The sequence below is a fragment of the Paenibacillus xylanexedens genome (genome assembly GCF_001908275.1).
Classification (GTDB): Bacteria; Bacillota; Bacilli; order Paenibacillales; family Paenibacillaceae; genus Paenibacillus; species Paenibacillus xylanexedens_A.
Genome location: NZ_CP018620.1, coordinates 4,903,433 through 4,923,149, shown reverse-complemented (window position 1 = coordinate 4,923,149; position 19,717 = coordinate 4,903,433). Strand labels below are relative to the sequence as shown.

At 43.3% G+C, this 19,717-nt stretch carries 14 protein-coding genes and 1 pseudogene; 14 read left to right on the top strand and 1 reads right to left on the bottom strand.

Going from position 1 to position 19,717, the window contains the following annotated elements:
- Window positions 1–21 precede the first annotated feature (21 nt).
- The 11 genes from mutL to glnA all read left to right on the top strand — a co-directional run bounded on the left by mutL (window position 22) and on the right by glnA (window position 14,091).
- On the top strand, window positions 22–2,256 hold the full coding sequence (mutL, locus tag BS614_RS21485; RefSeq protein ID WP_074095505.1) for a DNA mismatch repair endonuclease MutL: 2,235 nt from the start codon (window positions 22–24) through the stop codon (window positions 2,254–2,256).
- Window positions 2,257–2,273: 17 nt separating this feature from the next.
- Entirely contained in the window at window positions 2,274–3,059 is a 786-nt protein-coding gene (locus BS614_RS21480; RefSeq protein WP_036672760.1) for a class I SAM-dependent methyltransferase, read from the top strand.
- On the top strand, window positions 3,040–3,996 hold the full coding sequence (gene miaA, locus BS614_RS21475; RefSeq protein ID WP_074095504.1) for a tRNA (adenosine(37)-N6)-dimethylallyltransferase MiaA: 957 nt from the start codon (window positions 3,040–3,042) through the stop codon (window positions 3,994–3,996). Before BS614_RS21480 ends, miaA begins: the two co-directional genes overlap by 20 nt.
- 373 nt (window positions 3,997–4,369) lie before the next feature.
- Window positions 4,370–4,612 carry an RNA chaperone Hfq gene (hfq, locus tag BS614_RS21470; RefSeq protein WP_017687918.1) on the top strand — a complete coding sequence of 81 codons (243 nt, stop codon included), beginning with the start codon at window positions 4,370–4,372 and terminating at the stop codon, window positions 4,610–4,612.
- Between the two features lie 170 nt (window positions 4,613–4,782).
- A complete protein-coding gene (locus BS614_RS21465) occupies window positions 4,783–7,443 on the top strand; it encodes a PBP1A family penicillin-binding protein (protein ID WP_074095503.1) in 2,661 nt (886 codons plus the stop codon).
- A 301-nt stretch (window positions 7,444–7,744) separates the two neighbouring features.
- A complete protein-coding gene (locus BS614_RS21460; RefSeq protein ID WP_036672757.1) occupies window positions 7,745–8,308 on the top strand; it encodes a ribonuclease FAU-1 family protein in 564 nt (187 codons plus the stop codon).
- Window positions 8,309–8,417: 109 nt separating this feature from the next.
- Window positions 8,418–9,389 carry an AAA family ATPase gene (locus BS614_RS21455; RefSeq protein ID WP_074095502.1) on the top strand — a complete coding sequence of 324 codons (972 nt, stop codon included), beginning with the start codon at window positions 8,418–8,420 and terminating at the stop codon, window positions 9,387–9,389.
- A gap of 124 nt (window positions 9,390–9,513) precedes the next feature.
- Window positions 9,514–10,800, top strand: coding sequence for a GTPase HflX (hflX, locus tag BS614_RS21450; protein WP_074095501.1), 1,287 nt, complete (start codon window positions 9,514–9,516; stop codon window positions 10,798–10,800).
- Window positions 10,801–10,883: 83 nt separating this feature from the next.
- A complete protein-coding gene (locus BS614_RS21445; protein ID WP_074095500.1) occupies window positions 10,884–12,137 on the top strand; it encodes a methionine gamma-lyase family protein in 1,254 nt (417 codons plus the stop codon).
- 82 nt (window positions 12,138–12,219) lie between these two features.
- Window positions 12,220–12,633, top strand: coding sequence for a MerR family transcriptional regulator (locus BS614_RS21440; protein WP_017687924.1), 414 nt, complete (start codon window positions 12,220–12,222; stop codon window positions 12,631–12,633).
- Between the two features lie 129 nt (window positions 12,634–12,762).
- The gene (glnA, locus tag BS614_RS21435) at window positions 12,763–14,091 is read left to right on the top strand and encodes a type I glutamate--ammonia ligase (RefSeq protein ID WP_036613569.1); all 1,329 of its coding nucleotides are present in this window, start codon (window positions 12,763–12,765) and stop codon (window positions 14,089–14,091) included.
- 105 nt (window positions 14,092–14,196) lie between these two features.
- Here glnA and BS614_RS21430 read toward each other — a convergent pair.
- Window positions 14,197–15,292: pseudogene (locus BS614_RS21430) on the bottom strand (tyrosine-type recombinase/integrase).
- 1,371 nt (window positions 15,293–16,663) lie between these two features.
- On the opposite strand from BS614_RS21430, the gene BS614_RS21420 reads away from it, so the two are divergent.
- The 3 genes from BS614_RS21420 to BS614_RS32205 all read left to right on the top strand — a co-directional run bounded on the left by BS614_RS21420 (window position 16,664) and on the right by BS614_RS32205 (window position 19,625).
- Window positions 16,664–17,683, top strand: a complete 1,020-nt coding sequence (locus tag BS614_RS21420) for a phosphotransferase enzyme family protein (RefSeq protein WP_074095499.1) — start codon at window positions 16,664–16,666, stop codon at window positions 17,681–17,683.
- Between the two features lie 613 nt (window positions 17,684–18,296).
- The gene (locus tag BS614_RS21415) at window positions 18,297–18,542 is read left to right on the top strand and encodes a peptidase G2 autoproteolytic cleavage domain-containing protein (RefSeq protein ID WP_074095498.1); all 246 of its coding nucleotides are present in this window, start codon (window positions 18,297–18,299) and stop codon (window positions 18,540–18,542) included.
- Between the two features lie 837 nt (window positions 18,543–19,379).
- Entirely contained in the window at window positions 19,380–19,625 is a 246-nt protein-coding gene (locus tag BS614_RS32205; protein WP_074095497.1) for a hypothetical protein, read from the top strand.
- The last annotated feature ends 92 nt before the right edge of the window (window positions 19,626–19,717 follow it).

Here is a 19,717-nt window from a genome sequence, read left to right as displayed (position 1 = left end):
GTATAAGGGAGGGGAAAACCTGTGGCGAAAATACATGTGCTTGATGAACATATTGCCAACCAGATCGCGGCGGGTGAAGTGGTCGAACGGCCTGCTTCAGTTGTCAAAGAGTTGCTCGAAAACTCGGTGGATGCAGGCGCCACCAAGATTGAAGTGACGGTGGAAGAGGGGGGCCTCCTCAGTATTCGTGTCAAAGACAATGGTACAGGTATTGAGCCAGAGGACATGGAAACCGCCTTTTATCGTCATGCGACCAGCAAAATAGCCCATGGCCGAGATCTGTTTCAGATCACAAGTCTTGGATTCCGTGGCGAAGCCTTGGCGAGTATTGCCGCCGTGTCCAAGGTAGAGGTATTATCGGCAAGTGGTAATGACGGGCGGGGGCGCCGCATCGCGATTGAAGGCGGGAACCTTGTCTCTCATGAAGATGCAACCTCACCCCAAGGTACAGATTTTGCAGTGAGAGAACTATTTTACAATACACCAGCCAGACTCAAATATATGAAAACGATCCAGACGGAACTGGGACATATTTCAGATGTCCTATACCGGATGGCGATGTCTCACCCAAACATTTCGTTCCGACTGCGCCATAATGAGAATGTGTTGCTTCAGACGTTGGGCAACGGCGATCTGCTGCAAGTGGTTGCAGCGATCTATGGGACAAGTGCAGCGAAAGCGATGCTTCCCATCCAGGGTGAAAGTCTGGATTACCGGGTGAGCGGGCTGATCAGCCTGCCAGAATGGACACGAGCGAATCGTAATGGTATGTCAACGATTGTTAATGGGCGATTTGTTCGCAATTACGGTCTCAATCAGGCGATTCTCAAAGCTTACCATACCTTGCTGCCCATTAATCGCTTCCCACTTGTCGTGGTGCAGTTGGAGATGCACCCCTCTCTTGTGGATGTGAACGTGCATCCGGCCAAGTTGGAGGTTCGCTTCAGCAAGGAACCAGAACTGTATGAATTTATAGAGACGACGTTGCGGGGGATACTCCGGCAGGAGGTATTGATTCCACAGGTCAAAAAACAGCAGATTCGACGTGGGGACGATAGCTCCTTTATTCAGGAGCAATTCCTCTTTCCACGTGGTCCGCTGAAAGATGCATCTGATGCAGAAGGATATGGTCAACAAGGTCCACTCGGGAAACCTACTGCTGAACCGCTGAAGTTGGCTACCGAAGATGATGATCTGGATTTGGATGCTCCGGCTGATGTGACCACAGGAGAGTCAGTATCTGAACAGGGGCAGTCGGTGCCTTTGCCCGAAGCTCCACCTGAGATTACACACCCCCCTGTGCAGTTAGAAAGTTGGAACGGGGATATTTTGCAGAAGGTTGCTAGTCATGACGGGGGGCAGACATCCGTTAACGTGCAAGAAGGCACTAAGGATGTAAGTACAAGTTCAAGTACAAGTACAAGTTCTACCGAAACTGTTCCCAAATCTGACCTCTCTTCTCAAGATGGTGGGGATCGTGGAGCAACAGAAAAACCGTTGGCTGAAGGTAAACCAGCTACGTATCGCTCCGAATCCGTAAATTCACCGGTTAGGGAAGCTCGGTCAACCTACAACCCGTCTTCGATTGCAAGAGGTGAACGGACGTGGAAAACCTCAGGTCTGCCTGATGCCACTAAACTTGCTGCTGCCATTAAATCAGATGCATCCATGCCTGAATTTCCGGAGCTGAGTCTGATCGGACAGCATCATGGTACGTATTTGATCGCGCAAAATGACCAAGGTTTGTACTTAATTGATCAACATGCTGCTCATGAACGCGTAAATTATGAGTACTATTACGAGAAATTTGGTAACCCTGCCCAGGCCTCACAAGAGTTACTGCTGCCTATTACGCTGGAGTTTACACCTTCAGAGACGGAAAAGCTGAAAACAAGGCTGGCCTGGTTCGAACAGGCGGGTGTATATTTGGAGCATTTCGGTGGACAGACGTTCCGTGTGCGCTCCCATCCATTCTGGTTCCCCAAAGGGGACGAGAAAGACATTATCGAAGAAATGTCCGAGTGGGTGTTGAGTGAACGCAGCATAGATGTCGCCAAGATGCGAGAAGCTGCATCGATCATGTGCTCCTGCAAGGCGTCCATCAAAGCGAACCAAAAGCTGACGGATCAGGAAGCAGAAGTGCTAATTCAGCGTCTGGGTTCATGTCGTCAGCCCTACACTTGTCCACATGGGCGCCCGATTGTGATTTCATTTTCAATATATGATCTGGAAAAATTGTTCAAACGTGTTATGTAGCTATTTAGGAGGAATCTATGTATATTACAACCGGTGAAAAGGAAGCGGCTTTACTTGTGGAGCGGGCCCGAAACCTTGCTGAAACAACAGGGGGTACTTACGTGCGCCGTAATAAAATGTCTCTGCCCATGATGATTGAACACTATGAGGCGGAGGAGGTTCTGGTTGTACTCCAGGGTAAAGTGCGTCTATTTCGGAAGGATTCACCGTTGCTGGAGTTCCACCCCAGCATGGGATTTGTTCGTGCCAAACGTATATTGCGAGGAGAACCTGATCCACTGCTGGAGGCGGGGGCGGTGAATGAAGGGGATACCATCATCGATTGTACAGCCGGACTGGGCACGGATGCACTGGTGTTCTCGGTTGCAGTGGGCAAAAGTGGACGGGTGATTGCATGTGAGAGTTCTCTTCCGCTATATACACTATTAGTGGAGGGGATGTCTCAATATGAGACGATCAAGCCAGCGGTAAATGAAGCTTTCCGGCGTATTGAGCTGCATCATGCAAATCATCTTGAGTTGCTGCGTTCCATGCCGGATCGAAGCTGTGACACCGTATATTTTGACCCCATGTTCCGTGAGCCAATGATGGATTCAAGTGCTATACAGCCCTTGCGAGATTATGCAAATGCTCACGCGCTGGATGAACAGAGCATTATGGAAGCGAAACGGGTTGCCCGTAAACGTGTAGTCATGAAAGAAAAGCGCGGCAGCGCGGAGTTTGACAGGCTCGGATTTGAAATACTTGATCGGGCGAATGCAAAAACCCTGTACGGAGTGATTAATGTTGAAAGTGGAAGTTAAACCAAAACCTAAACTGCTTGTGTTGGTTGGACCAACAGCAGTAGGTAAAACAAGAATGAGCATTGAGCTTGCACAAGCTTTCAATTGTGAGATTATCTCAGGCGATTCGATGCAGGTATATCGTGAAATGGATATCGGAACAGCCAAGATTACCTCTGAAGAAATGAAGGGTGTACCTCATCATCTCATTGATATCCATGAACCGGAGTATCCGTATTCTGTGGCCGAGTTTCAGGAGAGTTGTACTCGATTGATTAGTGAAATCCATGAACGCGGTAAAATGCCTTTTATTGTTGGTGGCACCGGTCTGTATGTGGAATCGGTATGTTACGGCTTTCAGTTTTCCGATAGTGGTTCGGACGAAGCGTTCAGGGAGCAACAATTCAGCTATGCTGAGCTAAATGGAGCTCAGGCCCTTCATGATCGACTGAGGGAAGTTGATCCCGTTAGTGCGGATCGTTTGCATCCGAATGACCAGCGGCGAATTGTACGTGCGCTTGAGATCCATCACCTCACTGGAGAGAAGTGGTCTGATCAGCTGGCAGTACAGAAGAAAGAGTCGCCTTATGACCTTCTTATTGTTGGTTTGACAATGGATCGGCAGAAGTTGTACGCCCGGGTAGAAGAGCGGATTGATCTGATGATCGAACAAGGTCTGGTAGATGAGGTGAAATCCTTGTTGGAACGCGGAGTGGACAGAGGTCATATTTCCATGCAAGGGTTGGGATATAAGGAGATTGCAGCGTTCCTGCAAGGGGAAGTGAGTTGGGAAGCTGCGGTTGAGTGGTTGAAGAGGGATACGCGTCGGTTTGCCAAACGCCAGCTTTCCTGGTTCCGCCATATGAAGGATATTGAATGGGTGGACATGACGGATACCCAAGATTTTGAAGGGAAATACAAGCAGATTAGTGAATTGATTACACAAAAATTTGATTGATTTGAGCGATTGTTAGTATTCTTCTGACAGGCATCGATTAGATCAAGATATGTAAACCTCTACCTTCTGGTCATCAAAAGGATAGAGGTTTTTATTTATCACTAGAACAGATGGTAGAGATTAAGTATTCAGCAAACAACGAATAAATGTGCTTTAAAATGAAGAATTTGTCCCTCTTTTGCAAAACAGACAAGCGGTGTATAATGGATAAGTCTTCTATTTGTTCACCTCGCTAAGAATGGGGGTAAAATAGCAGACAAGGGGTTTTTGTGGATTATATGAAACTGTTCATGATATAATAGCACGAAAGCTACTCAGCGATATTGAATATTAACTGAACACGAATTCAAATGAACCAATGGGGGTACGGCTAATGAACAAGTCCATCAACATCCAAGATACGTTCTTGAACCAACTGCGGAAAGAAAATATTCCTGCTACGGTCTATCTGACCAACGGCTTCCAAATCCGCGGGACGATCAAGGCATTTGACAATTTTACGATCGTCATTGACAGCGACGGACGCCAGCAAATGGTCTACAAGCATGCCATCTCCACGTTCACGCCGCAACGCAGCGTATCGCTGATGCAGCAAGATAACAGCGGCGAAGCTTAAAAAAATTACGAAACCTTTTCACCAACCATTTCGTCTACAAGTATAGGTATTGAAACAGAGCAACCTGAATAAAGGGTTGTTCTTTTCATTCCGGGCAAAATATGTTTAATATATGCCTGAGCCTACAGACGATTAGAAATTATGCAACCGAAAGGGAGTCAGGAGGTAACATGCCAAACGATCCGTTGTCGAGGTCTAACAATCGCAACAACAATAATAAGTCACCCAAAAAAGCGAAGCCAAAGACCTCTAAAAAGAAAAAAATTACGGGTAAACGCGTTGGATGGACACTATTTTTCACAATGGCAATCGCCATATTCTGTGCACTAGGCGGATATTTATTTATTATGGTGAGTGGTGAAAATCTGCTCAAAGCCAATAAGGACAAAACCACAATTAATGAAACTTCAAAAGTATATGATCGCAATGGCCAATTAATGGGGGAGCTATCCATTCAGAAGCTGGACCCCGTCAAAGAAGACGATATTCCTGAGCTGGTGAAGCAAGCCTTTGTTGCGACGGAGGATAAACGCTTCTATGATCACCAAGGTGTGGATATCTGGTCCATTGGGCGTGCGGCGGTTAAGGACGTCATGGCTCGTTCCATGGTGGAAGGTGGTAGTACACTAACCCAACAGCTTGCCAAGAACATGTTCTTATCCCGTGACAAAACGTTCTTCCGTAAAGCAACGGAAGTATCGATTGCCATGGCATTAGAGCGCAAGTACACAAAAGACGAAATCCTGACGATGTACCTGAACCGGATTTTCTTCGGTCATCAGCGTTACGGGATTAAAGCGGCATCTGAATTTTATTTTGGAAAAAAAGATCTGAATAATCTTGAATTGTGGGAAATTGCCACACTCGCCGCGATGCCCAAGGGGCCTTCTGCCTACAATCCGGTGAGCAATCCGAACGATTCCAAGGCACGTCGTGGTGTTGTACTCCAGCTAATGTATGAACAAGGCTACATCACGAAGGAAGAGATGGATAAAGCTAAAGAGGTAGATTATAACTACAAGCGACCAGAAAAAGATCAGAAATATCAAGCCTTTATTGATTATGTGCTCCGTGAAGCTGAACGTGTAACAGGCAAAACGGAAGATGATCTGAATATCGGTGGATACAAAATCTATACAACCATGGATGCTCAGGCTCAAACAGCCATGGAAACTGCCTTCACGGATGATAGTCTGTTCGAGGCAAGCAAAGATGATCAACAGGTCCAAGGCTCCATGGTTATCATGAACCACGAGAATGGCAGTCTCGTTGCCCTCCTGGGTGGACGGGATTATCAGACTAAAGGTTATAGCCGTGTAACGCAGAGTCGAAGACAACCAGGTTCAGCTTTTAAACCGATTGTGTCTTATGCACCTGCGCTTGAATCAGGAAATTACAGTGCCAATTCGTCGCTGAGTAATGCGAAGCAATGTTTTGGTAACTACTGTCCTGGTAACTTGCATGGATATTCTTCAACGATCAGTATGACGGAAGCCATTACGAAGTCGGAGAATATTCCTGCGGTTTGGTTGCTTGATAAAATAGGCGTTAACACAGGCATTAATTTTGCCAAGAGTGTAGGCATACAGCTGACAGATGAAGACAAAAACTTGGCGATTGCCCTCGGTGGCCTAAGTAAAGGTACAAATACACTGGAAATGGCGCAAGCCTATAGTGCATTTGCCAACCTCGGAGAATACCGTCAAGCCTATTCGATTAAGGAAATTAAGGATAGCGCAGGCAAAACCACGTACAAACACGATAACTCGGACACAACGCGTGTCATGAGTGAGCAAAATGCGTATCAGCTTACACAGATGCTACAGAACGTTGTTAATGACGGTACGGGACGTTCAGCGCGTCTGGATCGTCCGGTAGCGGGTAAAACAGGAACTGTTCAAAGTGGTATCTCTGGCAACAGTGCCAACCGTGATGTATGGTTTGTTGGATACACCCCGGAATGGACTGCCGCAGTCTGGATGGGCTATGACAATCCGGATGCTAATCATATGCTTAAGAACAGCAGTAAGCTGTCAGCAGCTTTCTTTGCCAAAGTCATGGGAGATGCATTAAAAGGTGTTCCAGTGAAGCAATTCAAAGCACCAGCTGGAGGGCAGGCACCTCCGCCAGTAGAAGAACCGGAAAAGCCGGCTCTGTCCGTTAGTGGGCTGAGTGGATCATACGATCCAAATGCACAAACCGTCTCCCTGAGTTGGACTGGAACGGGTGACGCGAGTACGCAATATCGGATTTATCGGAAAGAAACATCTGAAGCCCAGTTCACTCATCTCATTGATGCAATAGGAGCGACCAATGCACAAGATTTAAGTGCGTTGCCTGGTCTAACCTATGAGTACTATGTGACAGCTTACGACTTGGCATCAGGACTTGAGACGGATCCTTCCAACACCATCTCCTTGATGATTGAAGCGCAGGAAGTGCCGCCGGAGGAACCTGATCCTGGTATAGACCCTGGAACAGAGATAGATCCTGAGCAGCCAGGTACGGAGAATCCGGACAATGGTTCACCGGATAATGGCAACTCGAACGGTAATAACGGTAATGGAAATGAAAATGGCAACAACGGAAATGGTAATGGTAATAACGGAAACAATGGCAACGGTGGTAATAACGGCGGAAACGGTCAACCTGGGGAAGGCAATACGACCCCACCTGGTCAGGGCACAACAGATCCTGGCGGAAATGGTGAAGGTCCCGATGATGGGGCCGTAACAACGCCAGGCGAGGTTGTAACTCCGGACAGCGGAACAAGTGGGGATACTGGAGGGACAGATGCACCTGCAGATTCCCAAGCTGGAACCGGCGGCTAAGCCAATGAATCACTAAATAGCTACATTATAGCTACATTGAAAAAACTGCTTCCCGGGAAACCGGTGAAGCAGTTTTTTTGTGTTATACAGAACCAACTGTAATGGAAGCTGATTTGATGAATAGGTGTGACAAAGCTTGATTTTGAGTGTAAACCTTAAATATGGTAAGCTGTAACTATTCGTAATACGTTGTGCAAGGGCGGGCCCAGAGCGCTGGAATCCATCAGGCGGACGTTATTACATTGTTCACCAATAACATCAGAGCAGGTCACGGACCTGTAGTCGGCAAAGAGGGGTTCGTATGAAACGGAAATTCGGGGATCGCGCGAACTGGCGCCGGATTACGAACCGACAATTCACATGCCGGTTCGTTCAATCCAAAATTTTCACAGGTTATATTACGTTGTACACCATACAGGATTTGAAAGAACCTCTGTGGAAAACTTATGGAGGCAGTACCTTCTGTATCGCAGATAAAGGTTATTCCTGGCTGCAATACTATCCGAAGGGAGAGCACTTTGTTGTTACGGCGATGTTTGACGATCAGGAACGGATTGTAGAGTGGTACATTGATACATGTCGTAGTCAGGGGATAACCGATCAGGGTGTTCCTTGGTTTGATGACCTGTATCTGGATGTCGTTGTACTGAAAGATGGAGAAGTATTTTTGCTGGATGAAGATGAGCTTGAAGACGCACTGTCACGGAAGCATATTACAACGGGTGATTATGACTTGGCTAACAAGACGGCTAAGGAACTGCTGCATGCCATTGATGCACATGTATTCCCATACTTTCAGTTATCACTGAAGCATAGGCCGAGTTTGTTTGAGAACGGAGAGTTTCGAAAAAACATTCAGATTTGAGACATCTAATTTCCGTAGAATTCTTCATGATCCTTCTAATATTGGAGCACCTGATAGAATACATTAATAATCAGGAGAGTTCAGCCCGATAAAATAGAGGTGATGGCGAATGAACGGACGGGTCATGGCTGCAGGAGAGCAACCAGGAGGCAGACCATCCAGACAAATTAATATTGTGTTGCGTAACCAGGAACCTCAGATGTTGGTCAAAGATGAAGCAGCGGCAGTACAGGCAGCCAAGAGTATAACCAAACATGCTCACTTCCAGGAGATACAGGGTGAATTGGAGCAACTGGTTGGACTTGAAAATATCAAAGACTTGGTGTTTGAGATCTATGCTTTCCTACAGATTGCTCAGATGCGTACCGAAGCAGGCTTAATTAGTGGTGCGCACGTGTATCATATGATCTTCAAAGGTAATCCGGGAACCGGTAAGACCACCGTGGCGAGGATCGTTGCCAAACTCTTTCAGAAGATGGGTGTGTTGAGTAAAGGTCATCTTATTGAAGTAGAGCGTGCAGATCTGGTTGGAGAATATATCGGTCACACGGCGCAGAAAACAAGAGATCTGGTTAAGAAGGCACTCGGTGGGATATTGTTCATTGATGAAGCTTACAGTTTGGCCCGCGGGGGAGAGAAGGATTTTGGCAAGGAAGCTATTGATACGCTTGTAAAATCAATGGAAGATAACAAAAATCAGTTTATTCTCATATTGGCTGGTTATTCAGATGAGATTGATTTTTTTCTTCAGACCAATCCCGGATTACCTTCCCGCTTTCCCATTCAAGTGGAGTTTCCAGACTATAGCATTGATCAGTTGATTCAAATCTCTGAGATTATGGCCAAAGAGCGTGACTATATTCTAATGCCGCAGACCATACTCAAGCTAAAACAACATTTGCTTCAGGAAAAAAATGATTCGCTGCATGCGTTCAGTAACGCCAGATACGTTCGTAATGCCATTGAGCGTTCGATCAGGCATCAGGCGGTTCGTTTGTTGGAACAATACTCGGAAGGCAGTCCAGGAAAACTGGAGCTGATGACAATCCGAACAGAGGATTTGAACTTTGAGCGAAAGTAAGCGATAATATAGTTTTTACACCAGCCGGCCGGGCCAACCGGTTCGGCTTAAGGCATGCCATGGCATATTCGTGGCAATGTATATCAATGGATTAATTTAGTAATTAGAGGGAGTGAACATATACATGACAAATGGTACACATGATACAGATACGGTCAAAAAAGATCGCGCCGTCTTGGTGAGTCTTGTTACGGATGATGTAAAACGTACAGGTATTAACCCTGAGTACTCTTTAGAGGAACTGGTGAAACTTGCTGAGACAGCTGGAGTGGAAGTGCTAAGTGTACTTTCTCAGAACAGGGAAAAACGTGATACCAAATGGTTCATTGGTAAAGGTAAGGTGGAAGAACTCCGTGCAATCGCGGAGGAGCTCGGAGCAACTACGGCTATTTTTGATCAGGAATTGTCAGGTGCACAGGTTCGTAATCTGGAAGAAACCCTCGATCTCAAAATTATTGATCGTACCCAATTGATTTTGGACATCTTTGCACAACGGGCCAATACTAGAGAAGGTATCATTCAAGTGGAATTGGCTCAACATAGCTATTTGCTGCCACGGTTGTCGGGTCATGGCAAGAACCTGTCCAGACTCGGGGGCGGAATCGGAACAAGAGGCCCAGGTGAAAGCAAACTGGAGACAGACCGCCGTCACATTCGTGGTCGTATCGATGATCTGAAACGTCATCTGGAAGAATTGACACGTCATCGTAAGTTGCATCGTGAACGCCGTAAAAAAACAGGTATTGTCCAGGTAGCCCTTGTTGGTTATACCAATGCTGGCAAATCAACTTTGCTTAAGCAGTTGACGGCTGCAGATGTGTATATTCAAGATCAGCTATTCGCTACATTGGATCCTACATCACGTACGATGGAACTTCCGAGTGGAAAAGAAATCGTACTTACCGACACGGTTGGATTTATTCAAAATCTACCGCATGATCTGATTGCAGCATTCCGTGCAACGTTGGAGGAAGTGAATGAGGCAGATCTGATCCTGCATGTTGTGGACGCCTCATCAGCTATGCGTGAAGATCAGATGCGGACGGTTAATACGATTCTGCAAGAACTTGGTTCAGGGGACAAGCCGCAGTTAGTCCTGTATAACAAAAAAGATGCGTGCACACCAGAGCAGCTTGAGATGCTTCCATTGGATAAAGACCATATTAAAGTAAGCGCATTAGACTCGGAGGATCTGCTTAAAATCCGTGAATTCATTCAGACAGAGCTGACAGGTGATACGAAGCGCTTCCGTATTCCGGCAGAACGTGGTGATCTTACGTCAGTACTCTATAAAATTGGTGATGTAGTGGAGACCAGCTTTGAAGAGAATGATGTCATTTATGAAGTTGAATTGCAAAAAGGTGAATATGAGAAATTTGGTTATATGCTTGAAGAATTCATTGAATTGTAATATTCATGACATATTGATGTGATAAGTTACACGATAATGGATATTCGACGTCAGATTCGTGCTATGAAGGGGAATGAAGTAAGATGGTAAGCTTTGATTCAGAAATATCTGAACTTCAACGTCAAGTGGAGCGTCAGATTGAAGGACAACTGCAACAGATTGATCGGATCACAGATCACAATCAATGGAAGGTGATTAATGCTTTCCAACAGCGAAAAGTAAGTGATTTTCACTTTGCAGGTTCAACAGGTTATGCCTATAACGATCGTGGCCGTGAAGTGCTTGATGAAGTATATGCTGATGTTTTCGGCGCGGAAGCCGCGTTGGTGCGTCCTCATTTTGCTTCAGGTACTCATACGATTAGTACAGCTCTCTTTGGAGTTTTGCGTCCAGGTGACGAATTATTGTACATCACGGGTAAGCCTTACGACACATTGCATAAAGTTATTGGCGAACCCGGTGATGGTACAGGTTCATTACGCGATTTTGGCATCGGTTACCGTGAGACGGCCTTAGCTGATGAAGGTGGAGTGGATTGGGCAGCAGTTGAAAAAAGCATTACACCGGCTACAAAAGTCATTGGGATTCAACGTTCACGTGGTTATGACTGGCGCTCATCCTTCTGTGTTGCTGAGATTGCTGACATGGTTACGCGTGTTAAAGCGCTGAAGGAGGATGTCATCGTATTCGTAGATAATTGTTACGGTGAATTCACAGAGGAACGTGAACCGACAGAAGTTGGAGTTGATCTGATGGCCGGATCACTGATCAAGAATCCTGGTGGAGGCATTGCGGAAACCGGTGGATACATATGTGGGAAGGAACAATACGTACAGCTGGCAGCTTATCGTCTAACAGCCCCTGGAATTGGGGGAGAGGTTGGAGCCATGCTGGGGACAACACGTGGCATCTACCAAGGACTTTACATGGCACCGACAATTGTAGGACAAGCTATCAAAGGAAGTACGTTTGCTGCTGCGATGTTTGCTGAATCCGGATTTGTAACCAAACCCGCCTGGAATGAAGCTCGCACAGATCTGATCCAGGCTGTTAAGCTTAGCTCTGCCGAGCATCTGATCGCCTTCGTACAGGGGATTCAGCGTGCAGCAGCTGTGGATAGCCATGTGGTTCCTGAACCGTGGGATATGCCTGGTTATGAGCACCCTGTCATTATGGCGGCAGGTACGTTCATCCAGGGTGGAAGTCTGGAATTATCAGCCGACGCGCCTATTCGGGAGCCGTATATCGGGTATATGCAAGGCGGATTAACGTACTCTCATGTCAAATATGGCGTTTTGATGGCGTTACAGACTATGAAAGATCGTAAATTATTGTGAGTTTATCTAACACGTCATTGACACTTGGTAATAACTAAATGTACAATAGGGTGAAGAATAGATGACTGGAAGGTTGATGAACATGGGTGATGAAATCCGCAGAAATATGGCCTTATTCCCAATTGGTATTGTAATGAAACTTACGGATCTATCTGCACGTCAGATTCGTTACTATGAGCAGCACAGCTTGATCGTTCCTGCGAGAACGTCAGGTAATCAACGGTTATTCTCTTTTAATGACGTAGAGAGATTGTTAGAGATCAAGGCTTTGATTGAAAAAGGAGTTAACATCGCGGGCATCAAACAAGTGATGAATCCTGTTTCAAAAGAATCCGAGGAAGCTACAGTTATCACGCCAGATACTGAAGTTAAACGCAGAGAGCTGTCCGATACGCAGTTGCATCGCTTGCTGAAGCAGCAGCTTGTATCAGGTAAGAGACCAGGACAAGTATCTCTCATTCAGGGAGAGCTTTCCCGATTCTTTAATAAAAACTAAATTCGCATAACTTGGCGAGTGAGGGGAAAACATGCACTTTTCGTGTGAGACTCCTTGACCCGTGGAACTTTCTAATGTACAAATATAACAGGCAAGCCAAATACGCAGATAAGAAAGGGAGAGGTTATAGTGAGTTATACAAAAGAAGACATTCTCCGCATTTCGAAAGAAGAAAACGTACGATTCATTCGATTGCAATTTACTGATTTGCTTGGAGCTATCAAAAACGTTGAGATTCCTGTGAGTCAGTTGACTAAGGCTCTGGATAACAAAATGATGTTCGATGGATCTTCCATTGAAGGTTATGTACGTATTGAAGAGTCCGACATGTACCTCTATCCAGATCTAGATTCTTGGCTTATTTTCCCATGGGTTGCAGAGAACCGTGTTGCACGTCTGATTTGCGACGTATATCTTCCGGATGGTAATCCGTTCCCAGGAGATCCACGTGGCATCTTGAAACGAAACCTGAAGGAAGCCCAAGATATGGGATTCACTTCCTTTAACGTTGGTCCTGAACCCGAGTTCTTCTTGTTCAAAACAGACGAAAAAGGAAACCCAACTAACGAACTGAATGACCAAGGTGGTTATTTCGATCTTGCGCCTACGGATCTTGGTGAAAACTGTCGTCGTGACATCGTTATCACACTTGAAGAAATGGGCTTTGAGATCGAAGCTTCCCACCATGAGGTAGCTCCAGGTCAGCATGAGATTGACTTTAAATATGCTGATGCTCTGAAAGCTGCTGACCAGATCCAAACGTTCAAACTCGTTGTTAAAACGATTGCACGTCAGCATGGTTTACATGCTACATTCATGCCGAAACCGCTGTTTGGTATGAACGGATCCGGTATGCACTGTAACCAATCCTTGTTCAAAGGCAATGAGAACGCATTTGTTGATGAGTCGGACGAGTTGGGTCTGAGCAAAACTGCTCGTCACTTCATGGCTGGAACTCTGAAGCACGCACGTGCGTTTGCAGCAATTACTAACCCAACTGTGAACTCATACAAACGTCTTGTACCAGGTTATGAAGCACCTTGTTATGTAGCATGGTCTGCTAGTAACCGTAGCCCAATGATTCGTATTCCAGCTTCCCGTGGTCTGAGTACACGTGTTGAGGTTCGTAACCCGGATCCGGCTGCTAACCCTTACCTGGCTTTGTCTGTTCTGTTAAAAGCAGGTCTGGACGGAATCAAACGTGAGCTTTCCTTACCAACTCCAATTGACCGTAACATCTACATCATGTCAGAAGAAGAGCGTGTGGAAGAAGGCATTCCAAGCTTGCCAGCTGACCTGAAAGAAGCATTGAATGAATTGATCCGCAGCGAAGTCATCTGTGATGCTCTCGGCGACCACGCCTTGGCTCACTTCTATGAGCTGAAAGAAATTGAGTGGGATATGTATAGAACACAAGTCCACCAATGGGAACGCGATCAATATATCACGTTGTACTAATCCCCGAATCCCTTGCGCCACATGGCGTGAGGGGTTTTTCTTTTTGTGGGCAAAACATTATGAATTCAAATAAAACGAGAGTGCCCACAAAATGCCCACAAAAATTTAATCTTGAAGAATACCTTTAGTAAATACTTCGAACTTATCCATGTTGTTTTTCTGGATTTTAGAAGAAATGTGGGCATATACATCCGACTTAATTTGAATGCTGCCGTGGCCCAGTTGCTCTTTTACAAATTTCATATCAGCTTCAGCCTCAAGTAACAGCACAGCACAAGTATGTCTCAAAGAATGAATTGTTAAATCCTCACTTAAACCCGCTTTTCTCAAATTCTCTTCGAAGCATAAAAAGACTGGATTTAGGCATCGGACTACCATCATTCCTGCACAAGACGAGATCTAAATCGTGTCTGTACATGGACTCCCCTAAATTGATCTTATTTTGATTCTGCCATGAAGCATGATACCTCAAATCATTTATGATTCCGTTACTTACACTAATGGTGCGGGTAGAATTTCCGGTTTTTGTATCTCCGAAAAGTTCGTCCTCGTCTCCGGCTTGAAAATCGAGTGTTTCATCCACGCGGATCGTCTTTTCTTTGAAATTGATATCCGACCACCTGAGAGCGGCAGCTTCACCTTTTCGTAAACCCGTTTCAATAAGAAATTTGAAGAAAATCCAATAAATGTACCCATACCCTCGGGCCGTGTGAAGGAATTTGGGAATGTCTTCAGAATCAATGAATTGGATCGTCTTCTTTTTGTGCTCTCCTTTAATAATTGAACCTTTACATGGATTGCGTAATATCTTCCCTTGAATCAATGCATGCTCCGTGGCTGAGTATACAGTAGAGTTGATGATCTCGACCGTACGTTTACTGAGTCCCTTTTTAAACAGAGAGTCCAAAAAGACCTGATACATATCTGGTTTTAAATCTTTGAGCATCAGACGCTTAAAATAAGGTTTAATATGGGTGTTTAAGTTGTTTTCATGTAGTTTGATTGTATTCTTTCGTACAACTCCTTTTTTGTAGTTATTTATCCAATTTCGAATGTAATCTACCAAAGGAATGTCGGATTGTTCGAACCCTTGTTTGAGCTGCCTTAAAAATTCAGCAGCAGCCAGTTCAGCCTCTGGTTTAGTTCGAAAACCAGCCTCAGATTTCTCTTTTTGTTGTTGAGTGAACGGATCGGTGTACATTAACCGATACCTCCAGCTTCCTACTAATAGAAACGTTAGTTCCTTTTTTGTGTATGTAAAACCGCCTCACGGCGATGTAAGCGTAAGTTAAACAAATTATTAAACAGAGCAGTAAAATGTTGTTGTTGAAAGATGTAAGAAGAAAAAGCTTTGAATTAGAATTGGAAAGATATTTTACAATGATGCATCAAAAAACGAGCCTTCGGTAACTAAGGCTCGTTTGTGCAGGAGTCATATTTGGCTCCAATAACTATGTTTAAATTAGTGCAGAGGTTTCTTGCGGAAAAGCAACTAAAACAATTCTACCCTATTTCACAGGATTTGATCATACTTTAGCTTTAAAGTTCTTGTCCTTGGTTCGAGACCAGAACTTGTACCGATTGCCGAAAAGGAAATGATCTGATTACCGATTAGATAAGTATTTAACTACTTGTCACTGCTCTAATTCATTAAGCTGGCGGGCAGTTTAGTTTAAGATTAACTGAGGTGAACCATATCATCGCTAGTGATAAAGCAGAGAATTGAACTGGATATCGCATCGGCAACGCTGAGTTTGCAGGAAGGAGCTTAAAGTATTCACGTACTCGATACATGTGGAGTATCTAATATTGATGGTTCGTAAGGAATAGATGAGATATGACAGTTTAGCTCAAACGACTTAATTGTATAGTGTTGACACTTCGCCCACTTGAAGTAATATCTTACTATTGAGATAGCATTCTATTTCCGATGAAGACATATTTTAGTTTGAATGTTATTTAGGAAGGAGAGACACTATGACAATGTTCGAGATATGTTCTATGCAAAGTCTATTTTATGAACAACGGCGGTTGTTTGTATAGAGCTAATAATATAAGTAACCGTTTAAATCTGGATAGTGATAATTGTTATAGTGTAGACTTTGCTACATTAAAATTCAACTATTTTAAGGAGCGGCTATCATGAGATATGTAAATGCCGACAGCATCTTTCCGGAAGAATTACTAAATGAAATACAAAAGTATATGAACGGTGGATTGGTTTGCGTCCCTAAATCAAAAGGTTTGCGTTAAAAATCGGGGTGAAAATTCAGGCAGCAGAAAAATTATAATCTTAGAAATGATGGAATCCGGCGAAAGTTTCTCGATGGTGACACTATCGAGAAACTTTCAGATCGATTTTTCCTTTCAAGCGATACTATTAAAAAGATCGTTTATACAAAATAATAGCTTAACAAAAGTCGCATTGGAAGAAATCCTAATGTGACTTTTTTGTGTATAGTATAGTTTAAATTGTTTATTACATATTTTCAAGCTTTTACTATCGTTATAATAACATATAAGAGAAGTAGTTGATTTACTTCATAAAATAAAAACTGCAGGGGGATAACAAATGAATGATTTTTTTAGATTTGATACTGATGAAGAACGGCTGGCGTTATTAATCAGAGCAAGGAAAGTCGCTTTATCTGCAATTCGAAAGTATAACTTAGAATGGGATAACATCCAGTTTATTCAACTATCCGATACGATCACGTATAAAATTGAAACCAGTACAGATAACAATTATTTACTTCGCATTCATTCGGACCGATTAAGCAGAGAGGAAATTCGTTCGGAGCTGCTACTGTTACAAGCCCTGAACAAATCGAAAGATCTAAATGTACCAGAAGGGATGGCAAATTGTGATGGTATTTATGTATTGGACATCGAAACAGAGACAGGATATAGGCGCCCTTATATAACGATGATGCGATGGATAGAGGGTGAAAAAGTAGCAGGTGAATTTACAGATAGTCAAGCATATAATATGGGTGTATTGATGAGCAGGCTCCATGAAGCAGCAAAGGATTTCAATCCACCTTCTGATTTTGTAAGACCTACTTGGGGAGTAGAAAGTTTTAAACGTGAAATGGCTAAGTTGGAACGTTACTATGAGCGTTTTTTATCCGAAGAGGGATGGAAGCTGTATCAAGATGCAGCTGAGAAGGTTGTATCCCAACTTACCACGATGCATCCAAGTGAACATAACTATGGGCTCATTCATGCTGATTTACATACCGGTAATATGGTATTTGAGGATAATCAACCCTATCCGATTGATTTTGGAAGATGTGGGTACGGATATTATCTCTACGATATGGCAGGCACCATATTGGAGCTTTGGCCAAAGCATCGATGGATGCTTATCCAAGGTTATGAGAGTATTAGGAAGTTGGAAACGGACTATATTCGGGATCTGGAATGTTTTTTTGTCATGTTCATGATCGAGAACTCCTGCCATCACTCCTCTGATCCAAGAGAAACAACCAGTTTAATCGATGAACAAAAGTATGCCCAAGCATACATTAGAGAATATTTAAATGGTAATCCATTTTTATTCGAAGTGATCGAGCCTGTAAATGTGGATTAATACTAACCGATACCGGGCTAAAATAATGATATCTTATGGTGATGATTTACAATAGGTCGCTGTTTAGAGTGTTTGTTCGTATCATCAAGTTTTAAAAACGTGAGCTATGACTTCGAGTTTATATAAGATCTACTTGTGTACTTAGCGCTGAAACTTTTCTGTTTATTATGAAGATTTATGCTTATTCATGAAGTTTGTCCGATCCAATTGTTCTTCAGCTTCTCTAGTTCCCCTTCATTTTCGGGGTGTATTTTGACGGAGCTGTTTGGGTCGTTTCGTGATTTTTTAAACTGGCATTGAGTTGGAATGAAGGCGACTCGAATTGGTGGGTCGTCTTTTTTCTTTTCTAGGGGCTTGATGGTTTGCGCCGGAGAGATTTTAATGTTTTTGGAAGTATGGAGAAGGCAGAGCTGCATCAAACCATTGATTATGTGAAGCTTTAAACTTCATATTCTGCAGAATTAGCATAATGTATTTATTAAGAACCCCTTTTATGTTTTTAAAGCCTCCTAATCCAATTGGACACTCTAAGCCGCCTCAGATACACTAAATGAAATGAGGAGAGCGTCCATGAAAAGATGGAAACGGGGAGGTTACAGTCCCATCACACACGTTGAAAACAGCATTAATCAATCCTCAGTATGATCCTTTACAGACTTACGTTTCTCGGTTGGAGCGTCCAGAATGGGTAGCTGTAGGAATGATGGGAAAACTTCTGATAAGAGATGATGGCACATGTCGAGAGAACGGGTACTGTATAGAACGTTATTTCTTTTTTTGTGTATGCAAAACCGCCTTACAGCGGTGTAAGCGCAAGTTAATCAAAGTATCGAACAGAGCAGTAAAATGTTGTTGTTGAAAGATGTAAAAAGGAAAATCTTCGAATTAGTAACGGAAAAGATATTTTACAAGATACATCAAAAAACGAGCCTTTGTATATAAGGCTCGTTTGTGCAGGAGTCATATTTGGCTCCGAAAGTTATGTTTAGTCTACTACATTTGTTTTATCGCTGAGAAAGTAACTATAACAATTCTACCCTATTTCAGAGAATTTGACCATACTTTGGATTTATAGTTCATGTCCTTAGTTCGAGACCAGAACTTGTACCTTGTACCAAGTGTCGGAATAGAGATGTGTCTAATCATTGTGCATTTAACTGAAAATATCATTTAGTATCCTAGCGCATGAGAAGTTACATATTATTATATAGCAACTGAAACGCTGAGATAGGGAGTCAGATATTAAAAAACGAAATATAGTACTGAAAATAGCTGTTGAGCAAAGGGAATTATACTGGTTAAAGCTATCATCATAAATATTATTTAAAAACTTTAAGGTATATAAGAGAAATTATACCAAATTTATATCATAATATTTTTGAATTGGAAATACAATACTTGATTCTGTGAACAAGAGGTGAGAGCAACTATGAAAAATAGAAACATAACAGGTATTGTATTGGCTATAATCTATTGCATTGTTCTTTACTTTATTTTAACAGATTCTCCGCCTGGCGAAGCTCCAAATAATCCGTTCTGGGTTTATTTGTTTATTCCAATTGGGGCTATTGTGATTACATCTTTGTTTGATTACGTAATCAAATTCGATTTTTTTAGAAAAAAGAAAGATTAGAATTGAATGGAGGACTAAAATGATACAAACAATGAAAATTGCTAAAACATTTTAGCCGGAGTCATGCTATCTACATCTATCTCAATTCCAGCATTCGCTCAAGATCAGGCAAATTCTTTACCAGCACTTCAAGTGGAAAATAGCCTTTTAGAACTAGTCGAAAGTACAACCGATAATTCCATCACTTTTAAAGACGGTTCTACATTAATTCAATATGACAGCTATTATATTGCAACAGATTTAAATGGTAAAGATGAGTTAAAAATTACAAAAGTTGATGAGACTAAAGTAAAGTATGAAAATCTTTAAACTGGCGAAGTGAATTATGCTACAAACGAAATAAAACCTATTCACGAAGATCTCAGATTCTCGCCACAAGCATTAGCAGACGGTTATGTATA

What these genes read in the sequence shown, in the direction of transcription:
- hflX (WP_074095501.1), top strand. Translation starts at nt 9,514, where the DNA reads ATGACAAATGGTACACATGATACAGATACGGTCAAAAAAGATCGCGCC.
- BS614_RS21445 (WP_074095500.1), top strand. Translation starts at nt 10,884, where the DNA reads ATGGTAAGCTTTGATTCAGAAATATCTGAACTTCAACGTCAAGTGGAG.
- BS614_RS21460 (WP_036672757.1), top strand. Translation starts at nt 7,745, where the DNA reads ATGAAACGGAAATTCGGGGATCGCGCGAACTGGCGCCGGATTACGAAC.
- BS614_RS32205 (WP_074095497.1), top strand. Translation starts at nt 19,380, where the DNA reads ATGCTATCTACATCTATCTCAATTCCAGCATTCGCTCAAGATCAGGCA.
- miaA (WP_074095504.1), top strand. Translation starts at nt 3,040, where the DNA reads ATGTTGAAAGTGGAAGTTAAACCAAAACCTAAACTGCTTGTGTTGGTT.
- BS614_RS21465 (WP_074095503.1), top strand. Translation starts at nt 4,783, where the DNA reads ATGCCAAACGATCCGTTGTCGAGGTCTAACAATCGCAACAACAATAAT.
- BS614_RS21455 (WP_074095502.1), top strand. Translation starts at nt 8,418, where the DNA reads ATGAACGGACGGGTCATGGCTGCAGGAGAGCAACCAGGAGGCAGACCA.
- hfq (WP_017687918.1), top strand. Translation starts at nt 4,370, where the DNA reads ATGAACAAGTCCATCAACATCCAAGATACGTTCTTGAACCAACTGCGG.
- BS614_RS21420 (WP_074095499.1), top strand. Translation starts at nt 16,664, where the DNA reads ATGAATGATTTTTTTAGATTTGATACTGATGAAGAACGGCTGGCGTTA.
- BS614_RS21480 (WP_036672760.1), top strand. Translation starts at nt 2,274, where the DNA reads ATGTATATTACAACCGGTGAAAAGGAAGCGGCTTTACTTGTGGAGCGG.
- BS614_RS21440 (WP_017687924.1), top strand. Translation starts at nt 12,220, where the DNA reads ATGGGTGATGAAATCCGCAGAAATATGGCCTTATTCCCAATTGGTATT.